Here is an 18,036-nt window from a genome sequence, read left to right as displayed (position 1 = left end):
CCGGGGGGCCCGCGGCCACTACCGTGGGAGCTCCCCCGACCGATCCGAGGAGGTGCCCGGTGAGCCCGTCCGACCCCGGCCGGCCCCCGCTGGCCGAGCAGCTCAGCGCGGCCCGCCGCCGCCGCGGGCTGTCGGTGCGTGCCCTGGCCGCCGCCTCGGGGCTGCCGGCCAGCACGATCCAGGGCTGGCTCAGCGGCGCGCACCTGCCCGGCCCGGGCCTGCGCCGCGAGTTCACCGCCCTGCTCGAGGCCCTGGGGCTGACGGAGGAGCGCCCCGCCGAGCAGTGGTGGGCGGACGTGGCCCGCGCCCGCACCCCGGCCCAGCCGGCGACGACCCCCTACGTGGGCCTGCGCGCCTACCGCCCCGAGGACGAGGCCCACTTCTTCGGCCGCACCGCCGAGGTCGCCGAGCTCGGGGAGCGCGTGCTGGCCCTGGCCGGCGCCCCGGGGCCGCGGCTGCTCGCCGTGGTGGGCGCCTCCGGGGCGGGGAAGTCCTCGCTGCTGGGCGCCGGGCTGCTCGGCCGGCTGCGCGCCCCGGGCGGGCCCCTGCACGGGTGGACCGCGACGGCGACCACCCCGGGCCGGGACCCGGAGGGGCGCCTGGACCGGGCGCTCGACCAGGACCCGCGGCTGCTGGTCGTGGACCAGCTCGAGGAGCTGTGGACGGACTCCCAGGACCCGCAACGGCCCGGGCGGGTCCTGGACCGGCTGGCCGGGGCGGCCCGCGACCGGGTGGTCGTGGTGGGCCTGCGCGCCGACTTCTACGGCCGGGCGAGCCGCCACGCCGGGCTGCGCGCGGCCCTGGAGCGGCCTCTGCTGCTCGGGGCGCTGGACCGGGAACAGCTGCGCCGGATCGTCGTCGGCCCCGCCGAGGCCGTGGGCGCGCGCGTGTCCCCGGACCTCGTCGAGGTCATCCTGCGCGACGTCGCCCCGCGCGGGACCGGCCCCGACGTCGGGCTGCTGCCGATGCTCTCCCAGGCGCTGCTGAGCACGTGGGAGCACGCCCGCAGCCGGGAGCTGACGGTCGCCGACTACCACGCGGCCGGCGGGATCACCGAGGCCGTGGACCGGCGCGCCGAGGAGGTGCTCGCGGGGCTGGGCCCCGACGGGCTGGAGGCGGCCCGGGCCGTGTTCCTGGGGCTCGTGCGGATCGTGGGCGAGGGCTCCGCGCGCAGCACGGTGGTGCGCACCCCGGTGCCGCGCGACCAGCTGCCCGTGGGCGGGGAGGCCGTGGTCGAGCACTTCGCCCGGGCCCGGCTGCTGACCCTGGACCGGGACGAGATCCAGCTCGCCCACGAGGCGCTGCTCGAGCACTGGGCGCGGCTGCGGCGCTGGATCGAGGACAGCCGCCGCGACCTCTACGTCCGCCAGCAGCTCCAGCGCGCGACCCGCATGTGGCTGGCCAACGACCGCGACCCCCTGGCCCTGATCCCCCTCGGGCAGCTCGCGTCCTTCCGCGACTGGACCGGGGACCCGCGCCAGCAGGCGCTGCTGAGCCCGGCCGAGCGCGAGTACCTCGAGGAGAGCGAGCGCCACTACGACGACGCCCTCGAGCGGGAGCGGCGCAGCGCCCGCCAGATCGAGCGCAGCGGCCGGATCGGGCTGGTCCTGCTGGCCCTGGCCATGTGCGCGGCCGTGGTCGCCGGGGCCCTGTTCCTGCGCGCCGAGAACTTCCAGCACCTGGCCGAGACCGCCCGCGACGAGGCGCTCTCGCGCCAGACCGCCCTGGAGGCCTCCCGGATCCGGGCCGAGTCGCCGAACCTCGCCGCACAGCTCGGGCTGCTGGCCTCCCGGCTGGCCCCCACCCGGGAGGGGGCCTCCGCGCTGCTGGACTCGACCGCCGTGGCCGTCCCCGAGCGGCTGCTGGGCCCGGAGGGCGCCTCCCGCCTGGCCGCGCTCGACGACGGGTCCGTGCTGGCCCGCGCCGCCGAGGACGGGACGCTGTCCGTGTGGCGGGGCGCCGGGCGGCTCGCGGAGGACCGGGAGGAGCTCGCCGTGGTGGAGGGGCGGCCCGGACTGCGGGACGTGGACCTGGCCCGGCAGGGGGAGCGGGTGCTCGCCGCCGTCGGCGGGGAGGGCCACCTGAGCCTCTGGGACGTCACGCAGGCCCCGGCCCGGCGCCTGGCCGCGCTCGAGGTCGGCGCCGGCACCCCCGTGGAGGCGGTCGTGCTCTCCCCGGACGGGGAGCAGCTGCTGGCCGGCGGCGCGGGGCAGGTGCTGCGCTTCGCCGTCGAGGACCCCCGCGCCCCCGTCCGGCTGCCGCCCCTCGAGCTCGCCGGCGACGGCGCCGTCCCCGCCCTGGCCGCGGGGGCCGACGGCACCGTCTACGCGGCCGGGCCGGGCGAGGCCGTCGAGCGCTTCGCGACCGGCGGCGACGAGGTGCGGCGGCTGGAGCCCCTGCCCACCGGGCGGCCCGTGCTCTCCCTCGACGTCGACGCCGACCGGCTCGCCGCGGGCCTGGCCGCCCGCGAGGTGCGGCTGTTCACGCTGGAGGAGGACGGCCGGGCGGAGCCGGCCGGCTCCCTCGACGGCTTCGACAGCTGGGTCAGCGACGTCGACCTCGTGCCCGGCGGCGAGCGCATCGTCTCCGCCAGCTACGACCAGAGCGCCTACGTCCACCGCCTCCCGGACCGGACCCGAGTGGAGGTCTACCCGACCCCGGCCCGCGTCACCAGCGCGGTGGGCCGCGGCGACACCGTGGTCACCGCCTCCCAGGACGGGGCGACGCGCGCCTGGGACCGGCACGGCCCCGTGGTCCACCGCCGCGACGAGCCGGTCTACCAGCTCTCCGCCGACGAGGACGACACGCTGCTGAGCGTGGTCGGGATCGGGGAGGACGTCATCACGCTGCTGGACCTCACCGGGCACCGGCCCCGCGAGCTGCCCGCCCCGCGGGCCCCCGAGGGGGAGCGGCTGTGGTTCGCCGGCGCGCTCGCCCCCGACGCCTCCTTCCTGGTCGGCGGCACGGAGGACGGCGACGCGCTCGTGTGGCCGCTGCGGGAGGGCCGGCCCGGGGAGCCCGTGCGCGTCCCGGCCGTGGACGCCGGGGTCACCGGTGCCCGCACCACCCAGGACGGCACCACGATCGTGGTCTGGTCCGAGGTCGGCACCCGCATCGCGCTGCTCGAGCGCGAGCCCTCCGGGGCCGTGCGCCGTACCGCGCAGCTGCCCGTGGCCGGGACCGAGGCCGCCGGCTTCTCCGCCTCGGGCCGGGTGCTGGCCACCGCCGACGGCACCGGGGACGTCGTGCTGTGGGACCTCACCGGGCCGGAGCCCCGGCGGGCGGCGACGCTCGAGCTGGACTCCATCGTCACGGCCCTGGCCTTCGCCCCCTCCGGGGAGCGCGTGGCCGTGGGCACCGAGAGCGGCGGCGTCGAGCTGTGGGACCTCGCCGACCCCGACGCACCGCGGCGGGTGTCCTCGTCCGCGGACGCGCTGTCCTCCGTGAAGGGGCTGCGCTTCTCGCCCGACGGCGAGGTGCTGGCCGGGGCGGCCGCGGACCGCTACGTGTGGCTGTGGCGCCCGGGGCAGGACGGCGGCCTCGAGGTCGTGGGCGCCCTCTCGGCCTCCGGGGACCGGATGAACGACGTCGAGTTCCTCGGCGACCGGCTGCTGGCCACCGGTGACGACGGCGCGGTGCGCGGCTGGATCTTCGGCGTGCAGCGGGCCGCCGAGCACATCTGCGCCACGCGCGGGGACCCGATCACCGACGAGGAGTGGCGCCGCCACGTCCCCGGCGCCGACCCGCGGGCGCTGTGCTGAGGCGCCGGGCTCACTTCGCCTCGGCGTAGGAGCACACGACCGCGACCGTCACCGGGAACTCCACCGGGATCCGGCCGAAGACGATCCGGCCGGCCTGCGCGGCGGCCTCCCGCACGAGCCGCGCGGCCCGGTCGGCGTCGGCCTGCGCGCAGTGCAGCACGATCTCGTCGTGCAGGAAGAACACGAGCCGCGCGTCCAGGCCCTCCCGCACCAGGGCCGTGCGCAGGCTCCCCAGCCAGCACAGCGCCCACTCCGCGGCCGTGCCCTGGACCACGAAGTTGCGGGTGAACCGGCCCTGCGCGCGCGCCAGCGCCCCGGCGCGGCGCTCGCCCTCGGCGGTGCCCGTCTCCCGCTGGGCGGCGTCCCACTCCGGGCCCGGGGGCGGGGACCACCGGCCCAGGTGGGTGCGGACCTGCCCGCCGGTCTCCCCGACCCGGGCGGCGCGCTCCACGTAGTCCACGGCGCGCGGGAACATCCGGGCCAGGTGGGGCATCAGCCGCCCGGACTGCCCGGTGGTGGCCCCGTACATCGCCCCGAGCATCGCCAGCTTGGCCTGCGGGCGCTCGGTGAGCTCCGAGCCGCGCTCCTCGCCGAGGTCGGCGATCGCCTGGTAGAGGTCGCGCCCGCGGGAGGCCGCCGCGAGGGCGTCGTCCCCGGCGAGGGCCGCCAGCACCCGGGGCTCGAGCTGGGCGGCGTCGGCGACGACGAGCACCCGGCCGGGATCGGCGCGCACGGCGTCGCGCACCACATGGGGAATCTGCAGGGCGCCGCCGCCGCGGGCGGCCCAGCGGCCGGTGACGACCCCGCCGACGACGTACTCGGGGTGGAACCGGCCCTCGTGCACCCAGGTCTCCAGCCAGTGCCAGCCGTTGGCCCCGAGCAGCCGGGCCTGCTTCTTGTGCTCGAGGACGGGCTCGATCAGCGCCTGCCGCCGGGCCGCCAGCGACGGGACCGACCGGGCCCACTCGACCAGCTCCCACTGGCGGGTGCTCGCGACGTCGACCCCGGCCGCGCGCAGGGCCCGCAGCAGCTCCTGCGGGGAGTCCGGGTTGAGCCCGGGGGCGTGCAGGACCTCGCGCACCCGCTCGACGGTGCGCTCCATCCGCTCGGGCCGCCGCCCCGGGGCCGGCTCGGGGCCGAGGGCCTCGGCGAGGATCCGCCGGTGCACGTCCTCCCGCCACGGGAGGCCCTCGTGCTGCATCTCGGCGGCGACCAGCGCCCCCTGCGACTCGGCGGCCAGCAGCACGGTCAGCCCGCGGGGGTCGGCGGCCCCGGCCACGGCCCCGAGCTGGGCCCGCAGCTCCGCGGCCAGCACCGCGGTCCCGGGCCCGGCGGCCCGGGGCAGGTCGAAGAGCCCCGCCTGCTCGGGGCCCGGGCGCGGGGGCGGCAGCAGCCCCGGCGCCTCGTCCGCGGGCAGCGGCCCGAGGACGGGGAGGTAGGGCAGCGGCCCGCCGGCCCCGGAGCCGTGGGCCGTGGCCGCGGTGGCCAGGACGGCCTGGACCAGGCGCAGGTCGTGGCAGCGCTCCACGCGCACCCCGGCGGCCAGCAGCCCCGGGTAGACGGCCGCGGTGCGCTCCCAGGTCCAGCGCGGCGGGGTCGTGCCCGCCTGCCGGGCGGCCGCCTCGTGCTGCGCGACGACGCCCGGCAGCCCGCCGGCGGGCACGGTGAGCTCGGCGCCGTCCGGCTCGCCCGAGCCGGTCAGCACCTGGAGCCGGTGCCCGCCGGCGGCCTCGTCCGCCGCCACCACGATGTGCATCCGCCCATTGTCCTGCACGGGTCCGTCATCACAGGCGCGCGCCCCGGGGGCCGGACTGCACACGGTTCCCGGGCCCGGGGCGCTCCCGGCGCCCGTCCACAGCCGGGTCCGGGCCCGCACCGGCTCCCGGCCCGCGGCCGGACAGTGGCCCCATGAGCACGAGCGCCGCCACCGCCTCCCCGTCCCGTCCCGCGGGCCCCGACCGGGTCCGCACCGTCCGGCTGACCGGCGACGACGAGGCCCTGCGCGGCGTCGTCGAGCACGTCTGCGCCGCCGCCGGGGCCCGGCTGCTGCCGGCCCCCGGGGCCGGGGGCGCCCCGCCGGAGGGCGGCCCGGCCGCGGACCTGGAGCTGCTGGACGTCCGCGCCGCCGCGGGCCCGGCCCGACCCGGCACCGTGCTGGTGGGCCGGTCCGAGGACCCCGGGCTGTGGGACCGGGCGGCCGAGCTCGGCGGGTGCCCCGTGGCCGTGCTGCCCGAGGCCGCGGGGTGGCTCGCCGAGCGCGTGGCCGGGGCCGACCCCGGGGCGGGCGGCGGGCCCGGCGGCGGGCGCGTCCTGGGGGTGCTGGGCGCGGTCGGCGGGGCGGGGACCTCCACCCTGGCCTGCTGGCTGGCGGACGGCGCCGCGGGCGGGGCCCGCCCGGCCGTGCTCGTCGACGCCGACCGCGAGGGCTGCGGGATCGACGTGCTGCTGGGCACGGAGGAGCAGGACGGCCTGCGCTGGCCGGACCTGCTGCGCGTGGCCGGGCCCGTGCACGCCGAGCAGCTGTGGCCGGCCCTGGCCCGGACCGGGCCGCTGCGCTGGCTCTCGTGGGACCGCTCCCTCCCCGGGGACGGCCCCGCCCCCTACCCGGGCGTCCTCGAGGCGCTGCGCCGGGCGGCGGGCCTCGTCGTCGTCGACCTGGGCCGGTGCGCCCCGGAGGCCGCGGCCACCGCGGCGCTGTGCGACGAGGTGCTCGTCGTCGCGCCCCGCACCGTGCGCGGGGTCCTCGCCGCCCGGCGCGCCGCGGCCCTGCTGGGCCCCGTCCCCGCCCGGCTCGTGCCCGCCGGGCTCGACGTCGCCGACGTCGACGACGCCTTCGCCGCCGCGACGACCGGGCTGGCGGTCGCCGGGCCGCTGCGCTTCGCCGGCTCCGTGCCCGGGGCCGCCGAGACGGGACGGCTGCTCGAGGCCGGCCGCGCCCGGCGCACCGCCCGGGACGTCGCACGCCTGCTGCGCGCGACGGGGGTGCTCGCGTGAGCGCCGGGGACGACGCGCTCCTGGCCGACGTCCGCGACCGCCTGCTCGCCCGGCCCGGACCGGTCACGGACGCCGACATCGCCGCGGCCGTGCGCGCCGGCGGGCGGGTGCTCGGCGCCGCCGGGACGCTGCGGGCCGTCCGCGCGGTGCGGGCGGAGCTCACGGGCCTCGGCCCCCTCGAGCCGCTGCTGCCCGCCCGCGGCCTCACCGACGTCTACGTCAACGGCCCCGACCGCGTCTGGGTCGAGACCGCCGAGGGCACCCGGCAGGTGCCCTCGCCCTTCGCCGACGACGCCGAGGTCCGGGCCCTGGCCGTGCGCCTCGTGACCGCCGCCGGGCGCCGGCTCGACGCCGCCCACCCCTGCGCCGACGTCCAGTCCGCCGCCGGGTACCGGGTCCACGCCGTGCTCCCGCCCGTCTCCACCGGCGGCACCCTGCTCTCCGTGCGCTTCCGCAGCCCCGCCGGGCTGGGCCTCGAGGACCTCGTGGCCGCCGGGACGCTCCACCCCCGCACCGCCGAGCTGCTGCTCGGGGCCCTGCGCTGCCGGGCCGGCTTCCTGGTCAGCGGCGCGACCGGGGCGGGCAAGACCACCGTGCTCGACGCCCTGCTCTCGGCCTGCCCCGCCCACGAGCGGATCGTGCTCATCGAGGACGCCGCCGAGCTGCGCCCCGCCCACCCCCACGTGGTCGGGCTGCAGGCCCGGCACGCCAACGCGGAGGGGGCCGGGCGGATCGACCTCGCCGACCTCGTGCGCGAGGCGCTGCGCATGCGCCCCGACCGGCTGGTCGTCGGCGAGTGCCGCGGGGCCGAGGTCCGGGAGCTGCTCACGGCGCTGAACACCGGCCACGCGGGGGCGGGGACCGTCCACGCCAACTCCGCCGCCGCGGTCCCCGCCCGCCTCGCGGCCCTGGGCGCGCTGGCCGGGATGAGCCGGGAGGCCGTGGCCCTGCAGGCCGCCAGCGCCCTCGACCTCGTCGTGCACGTCGAGCGCACCGGCGGGCGGCGCGAGGTGCGCTCCCTGGAGCTGCTGCGGGAGCGCGACGGCGTGCTGGGCACGGTGCCCGCGGCCGTGCAGACCGGGGCCCGGCTGGAGCCGGGCCCCGGGTGGGACGCCCTGTGCCGGCTGCTGGACCGGCCCCTCCGGGACGCCGCCGAGCCCGCCCCGCCCGACCGGGGGCCGCGGTCGTGAGCGCCGTGCTGCTGGGCTGCGCCGTGCTGGGCTGCTGCCTGGGCGCCGCCGTGCTCGCCGGTCCGTCCCGGCGCAGGCTCCGCCCCGCCCCGGCCGCGGCGGGGGAGCCCGGGCCCGTCCGCCGGCTGCGGGCCCGGCTGCTGCGGGACCCGGCCGCCGAGGCCGCCGAGTGGCCCGCGCTGCTGCGCCGGCTCGCGGCCCTGCTCGAGGCCGGGCGCTCCCCGGCCGCCGCGTTCGAGGCCGCGGGACCCCTCGCCGCGGCCACGGCCACCGCCCGGCACGTCGGCGGCCTGTGCACGGCCGTCGCCGCCGCGGCCCGGCTGGGCCTGACCGTCTCGGCGGCCCTGGCCGCCGCTCCCGCCCCGGCACTGGGTCGTCACGACCTCGACCGGCGGGCGGTCGCGGCCACCGCCGAGCTCGCCCTGTGCTGGGACGTCGCCGAGCGCACCGGCGCCCCGCTCACGCAGCTGCTCGGCGGGCTGGCCGGCGCCCTCGAGGCGGAGATCGACGCCGAAGCCGCCCGCACCAGCGCCCTGGCCGGGCCGCGCTCGACCGTGCGGATCCTGGCCTGGCTGCCCGTGCTGGGCCTCGGCCTGGGCACGCTGATGGGTGCCGACCCCCTCGTGACGCTGCTGACCACCCCGTGGGGCCTGGCCGCGCTGGTTGCCGGTGCTGCGCTGACCGCCGCCGGCCGGGTCTGGACCCGGGCCCTGATCGTCCGCGCCGAGGCGGTGGAGGCCCGGTGAGCGCCCTCGCCGCCCCCGCCGCCGGAGCGCTGCTGCTCGCCGCCGCGGCCGTGGCCCTGCTGCCGCCCCGCCCGCGCCTGCCCGGCCTGGACCGCGGCACGGGCGGGCCGGGCCGCGGCCCGCAGCCCCACGTGTCCGCGGGCGTGCTCGTCGAGCTGACCGCCGCGATGCTCGACGCCGGGCTGCCGCTGGCCGAGGCCGTGGACGTGCTCGCCGGCGGGCCGGCGGACCGGGCCGCGCTGCGCGCCGCCGGCGCCGGGCTGCGCCTTGGCCTGCCCTGGGAGACGGCGTGGGCCGCCGCGGGGGAGCTGCCGCCGCACCTCGAGGACTACCGCCGGGCCCTCGCCTTCGCCGCGACCTCGGGGGCGCCCTCGGCCCGCGGGCTGCGGGCCCAGGGCGCCCAGGTGCGCCGGGCGGCCTACCGCCGCGCCGAGCGGGCCGCCGAGACCCTGGCGGTGCGCCTCGTGCTCCCGCTCGGGCTGTGCTCCCTGCCGGCGTTCGTCTGCTGGGGCGTGCTGCCCGTCCTGCTCGGGCTGGTCCCGGAGGTGCTCCGGTGAGCCCGCCCCGCCCCGCGCCCCGGAGCCGGGGACCGCCGTCCCCGTCCGGAGCGCACCGACCGACCTGCCCGCCGACCCGCACCACCGGTGCCCGCACCGACCGCGGCCACCGCCGACCACCTCCCGGAAGGACCCGTCATGTCCCGCACCACGTCCCTCAGCCCCCGCACCTCCCGTCCTCCGGCCCCTCCGGCGGCCCCGGCCGGCCGGGGCGGGCCCGACCCGCACCGGCCGCACGGACGCGCCCTGCGCGCGGCCGATCCCGACCTCGGGGCCAGCACCGTGGAGTACGCCATGGTCGTCCTGGCCGCGGCGGCCTTCGGCGGCGTCATGGCCGCCGTGCTCGCCTCGGGCCAGGTCCGCGAGCTGCTGACCGCCCTGATCACCAAGGCGCTGGGCGTCTGAGCCCGTCCGGACGGGGACCCGCCCCCGGGCGCGGTTCCCGTCCGGGCGACCCGCCGAACCCACCCCGAGGAGCTTCCCGTGGCCCGTCCCCGTCCCGCCGCCGGCCCCGCCCGGCCGGCCTCCCGCCGCGCGCGGCCCTGCCGTGCGCCGTCCCCGTGCGCGCCCCTCCGCCGCGTCCCGTCCCGCCGTGCCCCGTCCCGCCGTACACCGGCCGACGGTGCGCCCCTCCGCCGCGCCCGGTCCCACCGCGCGCGGTCCGAGGCCGGCGCCGTCACGGCCGAGACCGCCGTGCTGCTGCCCGCGCTCGTGCTGCTGCTGGCCGTCCTCCTGGCGGCGGCGGCAGCCGGGGTGGACCTGATCCGCTACGAGGAGGCCGCCCGGGCCTCCGCCCGCGCCGCCGCGCGCGGGGAGTCCACCGCGGTGGTCCGCACCACCGCCCTGCGCCTGGCCGGGGACGGCGCCGCCGTGGCCGTCGCCCGGGACGCCCGGACCACCACCGTCACCGTCTCCGGGCCGGCCCCCGGCGTGCTCGGGCAGTGGGGCGGGTGGCGGCTCAGCGCCGAGGCCTCCGCCGCGACCGAGACCGCACCCCCGGCCGGGAGCCCCGGTGGCTGACCCGCGCCCGGGACGTCGCGCCGGACGGGGCCGCGGCCGGCACGACCGCGGCAGCGGCACCGTGCACGTCCTGGGCCTGACCGCCGTGCTCGCCGTGCTGCTGCTCGCGGTGCTCCTGCTGGCCCAGGCCGGCGCCGCCGCCCACCGCGCCGGGCGGGCGGCGGACCTCGCCGCGCTCGCGGCCGCCGACACCGCCCGCGGGCTCGCCCCGGGCGACCCCTGCGGCACCGCCCAGCGGGTGGCCCGGCAGAACGGCGCGGAGCTCGTGCTGTGCCGGCTGGTCGAGCCGGAGCGCGTCGTCGTCGACGTCCGCACGACCGTGGCCCTGCGCGGTCCCGCCGCGGCCCTCGGCCCGGCCACCGGCCTGGCCCGCGCCGGCCCGCCGGAGCACCTCCCGTGACCGCCGGCGGGGGCGCGCGGCGGTCAGGCCGGGGCGTCCGCCAGCAGGGCGTCGATCAGGCGCACCGCGCCCTGCTTGTCGAGCGGGTTGTTGCGGTTGCCGCACTTGGGCGACTGCACGCAGGAGGGGCAGCCGTGCTCGCACTCGCACGAGGAGATCGCGTCCCGGGTGGCCCGCAGCCAGGTGGCGGCCGTGTCGTAGCCGCGCTCGGCGAAGCCCGCGCCCCCGGGGTGGCCGTCGTAGACGAAGACCGTGGGCAGCTCCGTGTCCGCGTGCAGGGCGGTCGAGAGCCCGCCCACGTCCCACCGGTCGCACGAGGCCAGGAGCGGCAGCAGCCCGATCGCGGCGTGCTCGGCGGCGTGCAGGGACCCGGGGACGTCGGGCTCCTCGACGCCCGCGCCCGCGAGCACCGCCGGCGGCACCGTGAACCACACCGAGCGGGTGAACAGGTCGCGGGCCTCGAGGTCGAGGGGCTCCTCGCCGAGCACCTCGTTGGAGACGACCGCCTTGCGCTGGAAGGAGACCACCTTCGTGGTCACCTGCACCCGGCCGAGGTGGACGGTGACGGCGCCCCACCGCTGCGCCTGCTCCTCGGCGACCACGGTGACCTGGGTGAGGTCCCGGGCCGTCGTGTAGTAGTCCGGGTGCGCCCGGGTGACGGCCGCGACGGCCCCCTCCTCGTCGAGGTCGTCGACGACGTAGGTGCGGCCCTGGTGCACGTACACCGCCCCCGGGTGGGCCTGGTAGTGGGCCTGGCCCGCGTCGACCGTGCCGAGGACCGTGCCCGTGCCCGTCTCGACGATCCGGACCGGGCCGCCGGCCCCCGAGCGCAGCGAGACCAGCCCCGCGGCCGACTCCGCGGCCGTCCAGAACCACCCCGTCGGGCGGCGGCGCAGGTGGCCGCTGCGCTCGAGGGAGGACAGGACCTCCGGGGCCGTCGGCCCGAAGGCGGCGACCTCCTCGGCGCGCAGCGGCTGCTCCGCGGCGGCCGCGCACAGGTGGGGGGCCAGCACGTAGGGGTTCGTCGGGTCCAGGACGGTCGCCTCGACGTCGGTGTCGAAGATCGCCTCCGGGTGGTTGACCAGGTAGGTGTCGAGCGGGTCGTCCCCGGCCACGAACGCCGCCAGCGCCTCCTGGCCGGCCCGGCCGGCCCGCCCGATCTGCTGGAAGAAGGACGCCCGCGTGCCCGGCCAGCCCGCGACGACGACGGCGTCCAGCCCCGCCACGTCGATGCCCAGCTCGAGCGCGGAGGTGCTGGCGATCCCCAGCAGCCGCCCGTCGCGCAGCGCCTGCTCGAGGGCCCGGCGCTCCTCGGGCAGGAACCCGGAGCGGTAGGCGGCGACCCGGTGGGCGAGCGAGGGGTCCATCTCCTCGAGCTGGCGGTGGGCGATCTGGGCGATCGTCTCCGCCCCGCGCCGGGACGTGATGAACGCGATGGTGCGCACCCGGTGCAGCACGAGGTCGGTGAGCATGTCGGCGGCCTCGGCCACGGCCGTGCGCCGGACGGGGGCGTCGTTCTCCCCGACCCCGCCGGTGTGCTCGGGCTCCCACAGCACCACGGTCACGGGCCCGTGCGGGGAGAAGTCCTCGGTCACCGGGGTCACCTCGGCCTCCGGGGCGCCGATCAGCCGGGCGAAGGACGCGTGCGGTGCCGCGGAGGTCGCGGAGGCGCCGACGAACACGGGATCCGCCCCGTAGCGGCGGCAGACCCGGCGCAGCCGGCGCATCAGCAGCGCCACGTGCGAGCCGAAGACCCCGCGGTAGGAGTGGGCCTCGTCGACGACCACGTAGCGCAGCCGCCGGAAGAACCGGGACCAGCGGGCGTGGTTGGGCAGCACCCCGTGGTGGAGCATGTCCGGGTTGCACAGCACAACGTCCGCGTGCTCCCGCACCCACCGGCGCTCGGCGGGGTCGGTGTCGCCGTCGTAGGTCGCCGCGCGCAGCCCCGGCAGGCCGAGGGCGCGCAGCCCGCCGAGCTGGTCGGCGGCCAGCGCCTTGGTGGGGGACAGGTACAGGGCGGTCGCCTCGTCGGGGTGGTGGACGACCCCGGGGTGGGCGAGGGCGGCGAGGCGCCCGCGGTGCACCGCGTCGGCGACCGGGGCCTGGTAGGCCAGGGACTTGCCCGAGGCGGTGCCGGTGGCGACGACGACGTGGCGGGGCGCCAGCATCGCCTGGACCTGGTGCAGGTAGGGCCGGTGCACGCCGAGCCGCTCCCAGGCCGCGACCACGTCCGGGTGCAGGTGCTCCGGCCAGGGCGCCGTCACGGCCTCGCGCTCCGGCAGCTCCCGGACGTGGCGCACCTGCTCGGGCGCGTCGCCGCGGCCGAGCAGGGGGATCAGGGAGGCGTGGTCGGAGGACGGCACCGGATCATTGTGCCACCGCGGCCCCTCCCGGGGCGGGGCCGCGGTGGCGGCTCAGCATCCGTCCGGGCCGCCCAGGACCCGCCGGTGCACGCGGGCCTCCCACGACTGCAGCCGCCCCTCGTCGCCGGGGGCGACGACGCCGGCGCGGTTGCCGAGCACCATCTCGGTGCCGGCCCAGCCGTCGGCGCCGGGCAGGTCGAGACGGACCTCCTGCCCGGAGACGTTGCACAGGACCAGCAGCTCCACGTCGCCGAGGCGGCGGGTGAAGGCGTAGACCTGCTCGTGGCCGGGCACGAGCATCGTGAAGTCGCCCAGGGCGACGACGGGCTCGGTGTGGCGCAGCGCGATCAGGCGCCGGTAGTGGTGCAGCACCGAGGAGGGATCGGCGCGCTGGGCCTCGGCGTTGACCGTGACGTGGTCCGGGTTGACCCCGATCCAGGGGGTGCCCGTGGTGAACCCGGCGTGCTCGCCGCCGGTCCACTGGACCGGGGTGCGGGCGTTGTCCCGGCCGGCCCGGCGCAGCCCGTCCAGCACCGTGCCGGGGTCGGCGCCGGCGGCCACGGCGTGGCGGAAGTGGTTGACCGACTCGATGTCGCGGAAGTCCTCGATCGACCCGAAGGGGGCGTTGGCCATGCCCAGCTCCTCGCCCTGGTACACGTAGGGCGTGCCGCGGTGCAGGTGCAGCAGCGTGGCCAGGCACGTGGCCGAGGCGACCCGGTGCTCGGGGGAGTCGTCGCCGAAGCGGGAGACCGCGCGGGGCTGGTCGTGGTTGTTCCAGTACAGGGAGTTCCAGCCCACGTCCTCCAGCCCCTCCTGCCACCGGCCCAGGGAGGCCTTCAGGTCCGTCAGGCGCAGCGGGCGCGGGTCGAACTTCCCGCCGGGGCCGTGGTCGAGGCCGACGTGCTCGAACTGGAAGACCATGTCCACCTCCGCCCGGGCCGGGTCGGTGAACAGCCGGGCCTGCTCGACGGTGACCCCGGGCATCTCGCCCACCGTGATCAGCTCGGCGTCCCGCCCGGCGAAGACCTCCCGGTGCATCTCCTGGAGGAACTCGTGGATGCGGGGGCCGCAGAGGTAGGACCCGGACCCGTCGCCGTACGGGGTGCCGGCCACCGGCGGCCCGTCGTGCAGGGCCCCGTCGTCGTCGATGGCCTTGCTGATCATGTTGATCACGTCCATGCGGAAGCCGTCCACCCCGCGGTCCAGCCACCAGCGCATCATGGCGTGCACGGCCGCCCGCACCGCGGGGTTCTCCCAGTTGAGGTCCGGCTGCTTGCGGGAGAACAGGTGCAGGTAGTACTCGCCGGAGGCCGGATCGAGCTCCCAGGCGGGGCCGGAGAAGAAGCTGACCCAGTTCGTCGGCTCCGCCCCGGGTGCGCCGGCCGCCATGCCCCGGCGCGGGGGCCGCCACCAGTACCAGTCCCGCTTCGGGGAGTCGGGGGAGGAACGGGCCTCCACGAACCAGGGGTGCTCGTCGGAGGTGTGGTTGACCACCAGGTCCATCACCAGCTTCATGCCGCGGGCGTGGACGGCCGCGAGCAGCTCGTCGAACTGCTCGAGGGTGCCGAAGGCGGGGTCGATGTCCTGGTAGTCGCTGATGTCGTAGCCGTTGTCGTCCTGGGGGGACCGGTAGACGGGGGAGAGCCAGAGGACGTCCACCCCCAGCTCCTGCAGGTGGTCCAGGTGGGCGGTGACGCCGCCGAGGTCGCCGATCCCGTCGCCGTCCGAGTCGGCGAAGGAGCGGGGGTAGATCTGGTAGACGACCGCGTCCGTCCACCAGGCGGGGGCCGTGCGGGCGTCCGCCCGCGGGTGCTGGTCCGTGCTGCTCATGGGGCTGCTCCTCTCGTGCCGGACGGGGCCCGACCACCCGGCCCGCGCCGGCCGGTGCGGGGGCTCCGTCCCCATCCTGCCCCAGCCGCCCCCGCGCGGGCTCACAGCAGGACGGTCCCGTCCGCGCCCGTCCGGTCGAGCAGCAGGGACAGCCCGGCCGTGCTGGCGCGCAGCCGCGCCGCGGGCGCGACGTCGACGCCGCAGGAGCGGCTGCCGAGCCCGTGGTGGCCGGCGTCCAGGTGCAGGTGCCAGTCGCGTCCCGCGGTGTCCGGCAGCTCGTGGGGATGGGCCGCGGCGGCGAGCTCCGCGTCCGAGTACGGGCTCAGCGTCCACTGGAGCCCGCGCGGTGCGGCCGTCCCGTCCAGCTCGACGTGCAGGGTCCGCAGCCGCAGGCGGGTCCCGTCGGCCAGCGGGATCTCGATCCGGTGCGCACGGGACCGGTTGCCCGAGGCCTGGGGGTGGGCGCCGGGCGGGGCCAGCGCTGTCGCCGGGAGCCGGTGCCGGCCGGGGCGGGCCGCGGCGCAGGCGTCGGGGTAGGAGGGGTGCGGGCCGTCGCCGTCGAAGCAGACCTCCCCGGCGGCGTCCACGGGAACGGTCAGGACGCAGCCGATGCGCGCGAGCGGGACGGGCAGTGCGGGCAGCTCCCAGGCCAGGTCCAGCCGTCGAATGCCCGGCGTGCCGGTCCGGCTCCACCGGTGGGTGAGGACGAACCGGACCTGCCGGGCGTCGGCGCCGGGGACGGCCCACACCGTGCGGACCGCTCCCGGCGGGGCCCCGGGAGCGGGGGCGGTCGTGCGGGGCACGAGGAGGTGCAGGCCGTGGTCGGACCAGCGACGGGACGTGGGCACGACGACGCCCGGACGGTCCGTGGCGTCGCGGGGATCCGTGCCGGTCCAGCGGTACCGGTCGGCCGCCCCGGGCGCACCCGCCGCCGGGGGCTCCCGCCACAGCTCGTGCGTCGGTTCGTAGAACCCGGCGTCGTTGTCCGTGGGGGCCCGGAGGACGGCGAGCACCGGACCGCCGATGCCGGGGGGAGGGGACGACGGCGGGCCGGCCGGCCCGCGCAGGTCCTCGGGCGGCCCGTCGAGGTGGACGTCGCGCGTGCGCCGGGCCCCGGCGGGTCCGTGGGCCGCCACCGTCACGAGCAGGTGCTGCCCCGGCCCGGGAGCGCCGGGCAGCGGCACCCGGTGCTCCGTGCGCGGGGGGAGGTCGTCGAGAACGGCGCCGCCGGTGTGCACCGCCTCCCCCGCGGACGTGCGCACGGCCCACCGCAGCCGGAGACCGGTGAGCACGGTGTGGTCGTGGCCGTTGCCCACCACGGCGGTGCCCGGTGTCACGTCCAGGCGCAGCGGGTCGACCACGGACGCGTACTCGGGCAGACCCGGTTTCGGCGTCCCGTCGGCGGTGCACAGCCCGTCCAGCACGAAGGTGCCGTCGTGGACGGGTTCGCCGAAGTCGCCGCCGTAGGCGGTGAAGAGGGTTCCGTCCGGTGCCGCGGAAGCGATCCCGTGGTCCTTCCACTCCCACACGAAGCCGCCGCAGGACCGGGGGTGGGCCCGGAAGATCTCCTCGTACTCGGCCAGTCCGCCGGGGCCGGTGCCCATGGCGTGCGCGTACTCGCACAGCACGAACGGCATCCGGGCGATGCGCGCGGCACCGGCGGCGTCCGTGGAGGGCACCGGCTCACCGGCGGCGATGCTGCGGGTCTCGCGCGGAGTGGGGTACATCCGGGAGTGGACGTCGGTGTAGGCGGCGTCGTGGTCGCCCTCGTAGTGCACCGGGCGGTCGTCGTGCCGGCGCAGCCACTCGGCGGCCGCGGCCAGGTTCGCCCCGGTGCCGGACTCGTTGCCCAGGGACAGCACCACGACGCTGGCGTGGTTCTTGTCCCGGTGCCACATCCGGGCGGTGCGGTCGAGGTAGACGTCCCGCCACGCGGGGTCGTCGGAGGGGTTGCCCGCCCATCCCTGGTGGACGAAGCCGTGGGTCTCGAGGTCGCCCTCGAGCATGACCCACAGCCCCATCTCGTCGGCGAGGTCGAGGGCGTGGTGGGCCGGGGGGTAGTGGCTGGTGCGGACCGCGTTGATGTGGTGCTCCTGCATGCGGCGGTACCCGTCGCGGGTGGAGCCGGCGTCCACGGCGCGGCCTCGGTGCGGGTGGAACTCGTGCCGGTTGACGCCGCGGAAGCGCACCGGGGCGCCGTCGATCCGCAGAACGCCCTCGGCGGAGATCGCCACGCGGCGGAACCCGGCGCGGTGGGTCACCGTCTGCCCCCGGGCGTGCAGGTGCACGTCGTAGAGGTGCGGGTCCTCGGCGGTCCAGGCGCGCACCGTCCCGACGCGCAGTTCGACCGTCTCCGGGCCGTCCACGACGGCGGAGAAGCCGAGCGCGGGCAGGTCCACCCGGACGGGGAACGCCGCGGCCGGGGCCGTGATGCGGCAGGTGAGGACTCCTCCGCCGGTGGCGGGGTCGCGGTCGGCGGTGAGGTGGACGTCGTCGACCCCGCCGTGCGGCTCGCCGATCACCCGGACGTCGCGGAAGATCCCGGGCAGCCACCACTGATCCTGGTCCTCGAGGTAGGAGCCGGCGCTGAACTGGTGGACCCGCACCACCACGGTGTTCTCCCCTGCGTGGACGAGGCCGGTGATGTCGAACTCGTGGGTGAGCCGGGAGCCCATCGCCTGCCCGGCCCACCGCCCGTTCACCCACACCCGGAAGGCGGACTCGACCCCTTCGAAGCGCAGCAGCACGGCGCGCAGTCCCGGGCCGGCCCGGTCGTCCGTGAGCTCGCCCAGGTCGAAGGTGGTCCGGTGGTCGGCGGTCGGGTTGGCGTCCGGCACGTGCGGCGGGTCCACGGGGAAGGGGTAGACGACGTTGGTGTACCAGGGGGTGCCGAAGCGGCGGTCGCCGTCGAGGTGCTCGAGCACCCAGTGCCCGGGCACGGGGAGCGTGTGCGGCCAGCCGGCCTCCGGCGCCGTCGGGTCGGGACAGTCCGCGACGGCGTCGGCCGCCGAGGGGAACCAGCGGAAGTCCCACTCCCCGGCCAGGGAGAGCTCCGGCCGGTCGGAATCGAGGTGCGCCCGCGGGGGGAGCGACCCGCGGGATCCGTCGGGATGCGTGAACCACCAGGGGTCGGCGTGGAGGGCGGTGGTGCTGGGGTGCATGGGCCTGGGTGCTC

At 78.6% G+C, this 18,036-nt stretch carries 12 protein-coding genes; 8 read left to right on the top strand and 4 right to left on the bottom strand.

Features of this window, described 5'->3' with window-relative positions:
• Positions 1 to 59: 59 nt before the first annotated feature.
• Positions 60 to 3,761, top strand: a complete 3,702-nt coding sequence (locus AS188_RS14760; RefSeq protein ID WP_058859477.1) for an nSTAND1 domain-containing NTPase — start codon at positions 60 to 62, stop codon at positions 3,759 to 3,761.
• A gap of 10 nt (positions 3,762 to 3,771) precedes the next feature.
• On the opposite strand, the gene AS188_RS14755 is transcribed toward AS188_RS14760, so the two are convergent.
• Positions 3,772 to 5,517: a bifunctional 3'-5' exonuclease/DNA polymerase gene (locus AS188_RS14755; RefSeq protein WP_058859476.1), complete on the bottom strand. Its 1,746-nt coding sequence runs from the start codon at positions 5,515 to 5,517 to the stop codon at positions 3,772 to 3,774.
• Between the two features lie 152 nt (positions 5,518 to 5,669).
• Between AS188_RS14755 and ssd the strand changes: the two genes are divergently transcribed.
• The 7 genes from ssd to AS188_RS14720 all read left to right on the top strand — a co-directional run bounded on the left by ssd (position 5,670) and on the right by AS188_RS14720 (position 10,668).
• Positions 5,670 to 6,755 carry a septum site-determining protein Ssd gene (gene ssd, locus AS188_RS14750; RefSeq protein WP_058859475.1) on the top strand — a complete coding sequence of 362 codons (1,086 nt, stop codon included), beginning with the start codon at positions 5,670 to 5,672 and terminating at the stop codon, positions 6,753 to 6,755.
• Entirely contained in the window at positions 6,752 to 7,945 is a 1,194-nt protein-coding gene (locus tag AS188_RS14745) for a TadA family conjugal transfer-associated ATPase (RefSeq protein ID WP_058859474.1), read from the top strand. The genes ssd and AS188_RS14745 overlap by 4 nt, the downstream gene beginning before the upstream one ends.
• Positions 7,942 to 8,691, top strand: a complete 750-nt coding sequence (locus tag AS188_RS14740) for a type II secretion system F family protein (protein ID WP_058859473.1) — start codon at positions 7,942 to 7,944, stop codon at positions 8,689 to 8,691. Before AS188_RS14745 ends, AS188_RS14740 begins: the two co-directional genes overlap by 4 nt.
• Positions 8,688 to 9,248: a type II secretion system F family protein gene (locus AS188_RS14735; protein ID WP_058859472.1), complete on the top strand. Its 561-nt coding sequence runs from the start codon at positions 8,688 to 8,690 to the stop codon at positions 9,246 to 9,248. The genes AS188_RS14740 and AS188_RS14735 overlap by 4 nt, the downstream gene beginning before the upstream one ends.
• 138 nt (positions 9,249 to 9,386) lie before the next feature.
• On the top strand, positions 9,387 to 9,653 hold the full coding sequence (locus AS188_RS14730; RefSeq protein ID WP_058859471.1) for a DUF4244 domain-containing protein: 267 nt from the start codon (positions 9,387 to 9,389) through the stop codon (positions 9,651 to 9,653).
• Between the two features lie 288 nt (positions 9,654 to 9,941).
• The gene (locus AS188_RS14725) at positions 9,942 to 10,268 is read left to right on the top strand and encodes a TadE family type IV pilus minor pilin (protein WP_058859985.1); all 327 of its coding nucleotides are present in this window, start codon (positions 9,942 to 9,944) and stop codon (positions 10,266 to 10,268) included.
• Positions 10,261 to 10,668 carry an Rv3654c family TadE-like protein gene (locus tag AS188_RS14720; RefSeq protein WP_058859470.1) on the top strand — a complete coding sequence of 136 codons (408 nt, stop codon included), beginning with the start codon at positions 10,261 to 10,263 and terminating at the stop codon, positions 10,666 to 10,668. Before AS188_RS14725 ends, AS188_RS14720 begins: the two co-directional genes overlap by 8 nt.
• A 23-nt stretch (positions 10,669 to 10,691) precedes the next feature.
• On the opposite strand, the gene AS188_RS14715 is transcribed toward AS188_RS14720, so the two are convergent.
• The 3 genes from AS188_RS14715 to AS188_RS14705 form a co-directional block, all read right to left on the bottom strand.
• The gene (locus AS188_RS14715) at positions 10,692 to 13,031 is read right to left on the bottom strand and encodes a DEAD/DEAH box helicase (RefSeq protein WP_058859469.1); all 2,340 of its coding nucleotides are present in this window, start codon (positions 13,029 to 13,031) and stop codon (positions 10,692 to 10,694) included.
• Between the two features lie 51 nt (positions 13,032 to 13,082).
• Positions 13,083 to 14,861, bottom strand: a complete 1,779-nt coding sequence (locus AS188_RS14710; protein WP_058859468.1) for a glycoside hydrolase family 13 protein — start codon at positions 14,859 to 14,861, stop codon at positions 13,083 to 13,085.
• Positions 14,862 to 14,962: 101 nt separating this feature from the next.
• Positions 14,963 to 18,022: a glycoside hydrolase family 2 TIM barrel-domain containing protein gene (locus tag AS188_RS14705; protein ID WP_058859467.1), complete on the bottom strand. Its 3,060-nt coding sequence runs from the start codon at positions 18,020 to 18,022 to the stop codon at positions 14,963 to 14,965.
• Positions 18,023 to 18,036 lie beyond the last annotated feature (14 nt).

The organism is Kocuria flava, assembly GCF_001482365.1.
Lineage (GTDB): Bacteria > Actinomycetota > Actinomycetes > Actinomycetales > Micrococcaceae > Kocuria > Kocuria flava.
The sequence above is the reverse complement of the archived record's forward strand: the minus strand, read 5'-3'. Positions and strand labels throughout refer to the sequence as shown.

Excerpts from the sequence above, each read along its gene's own strand:
- AS188_RS14755 (WP_058859476.1), bottom strand. The coding sequence starts at position 5,517 with ATGCACATCGTGGTGGCGGCGGACGAGGCCGCCGGCGGGCACCGGCTC.
- ssd (WP_058859475.1), top strand. The coding sequence starts at position 5,670 with ATGAGCACGAGCGCCGCCACCGCCTCCCCGTCCCGTCCCGCGGGCCCC.
- AS188_RS14730 (WP_058859471.1), top strand. The coding sequence starts at position 9,387 with ATGTCCCGCACCACGTCCCTCAGCCCCCGCACCTCCCGTCCTCCGGCC.
- AS188_RS14710 (WP_058859468.1), bottom strand. The coding sequence starts at position 14,861 with ATGAGCAGCACGGACCAGCACCCGCGGGCGGACGCCCGCACGGCCCCC.
- AS188_RS14705 (WP_058859467.1), bottom strand. The coding sequence starts at position 18,022 with ATGCACCCCAGCACCACCGCCCTCCACGCCGACCCCTGGTGGTTCACG.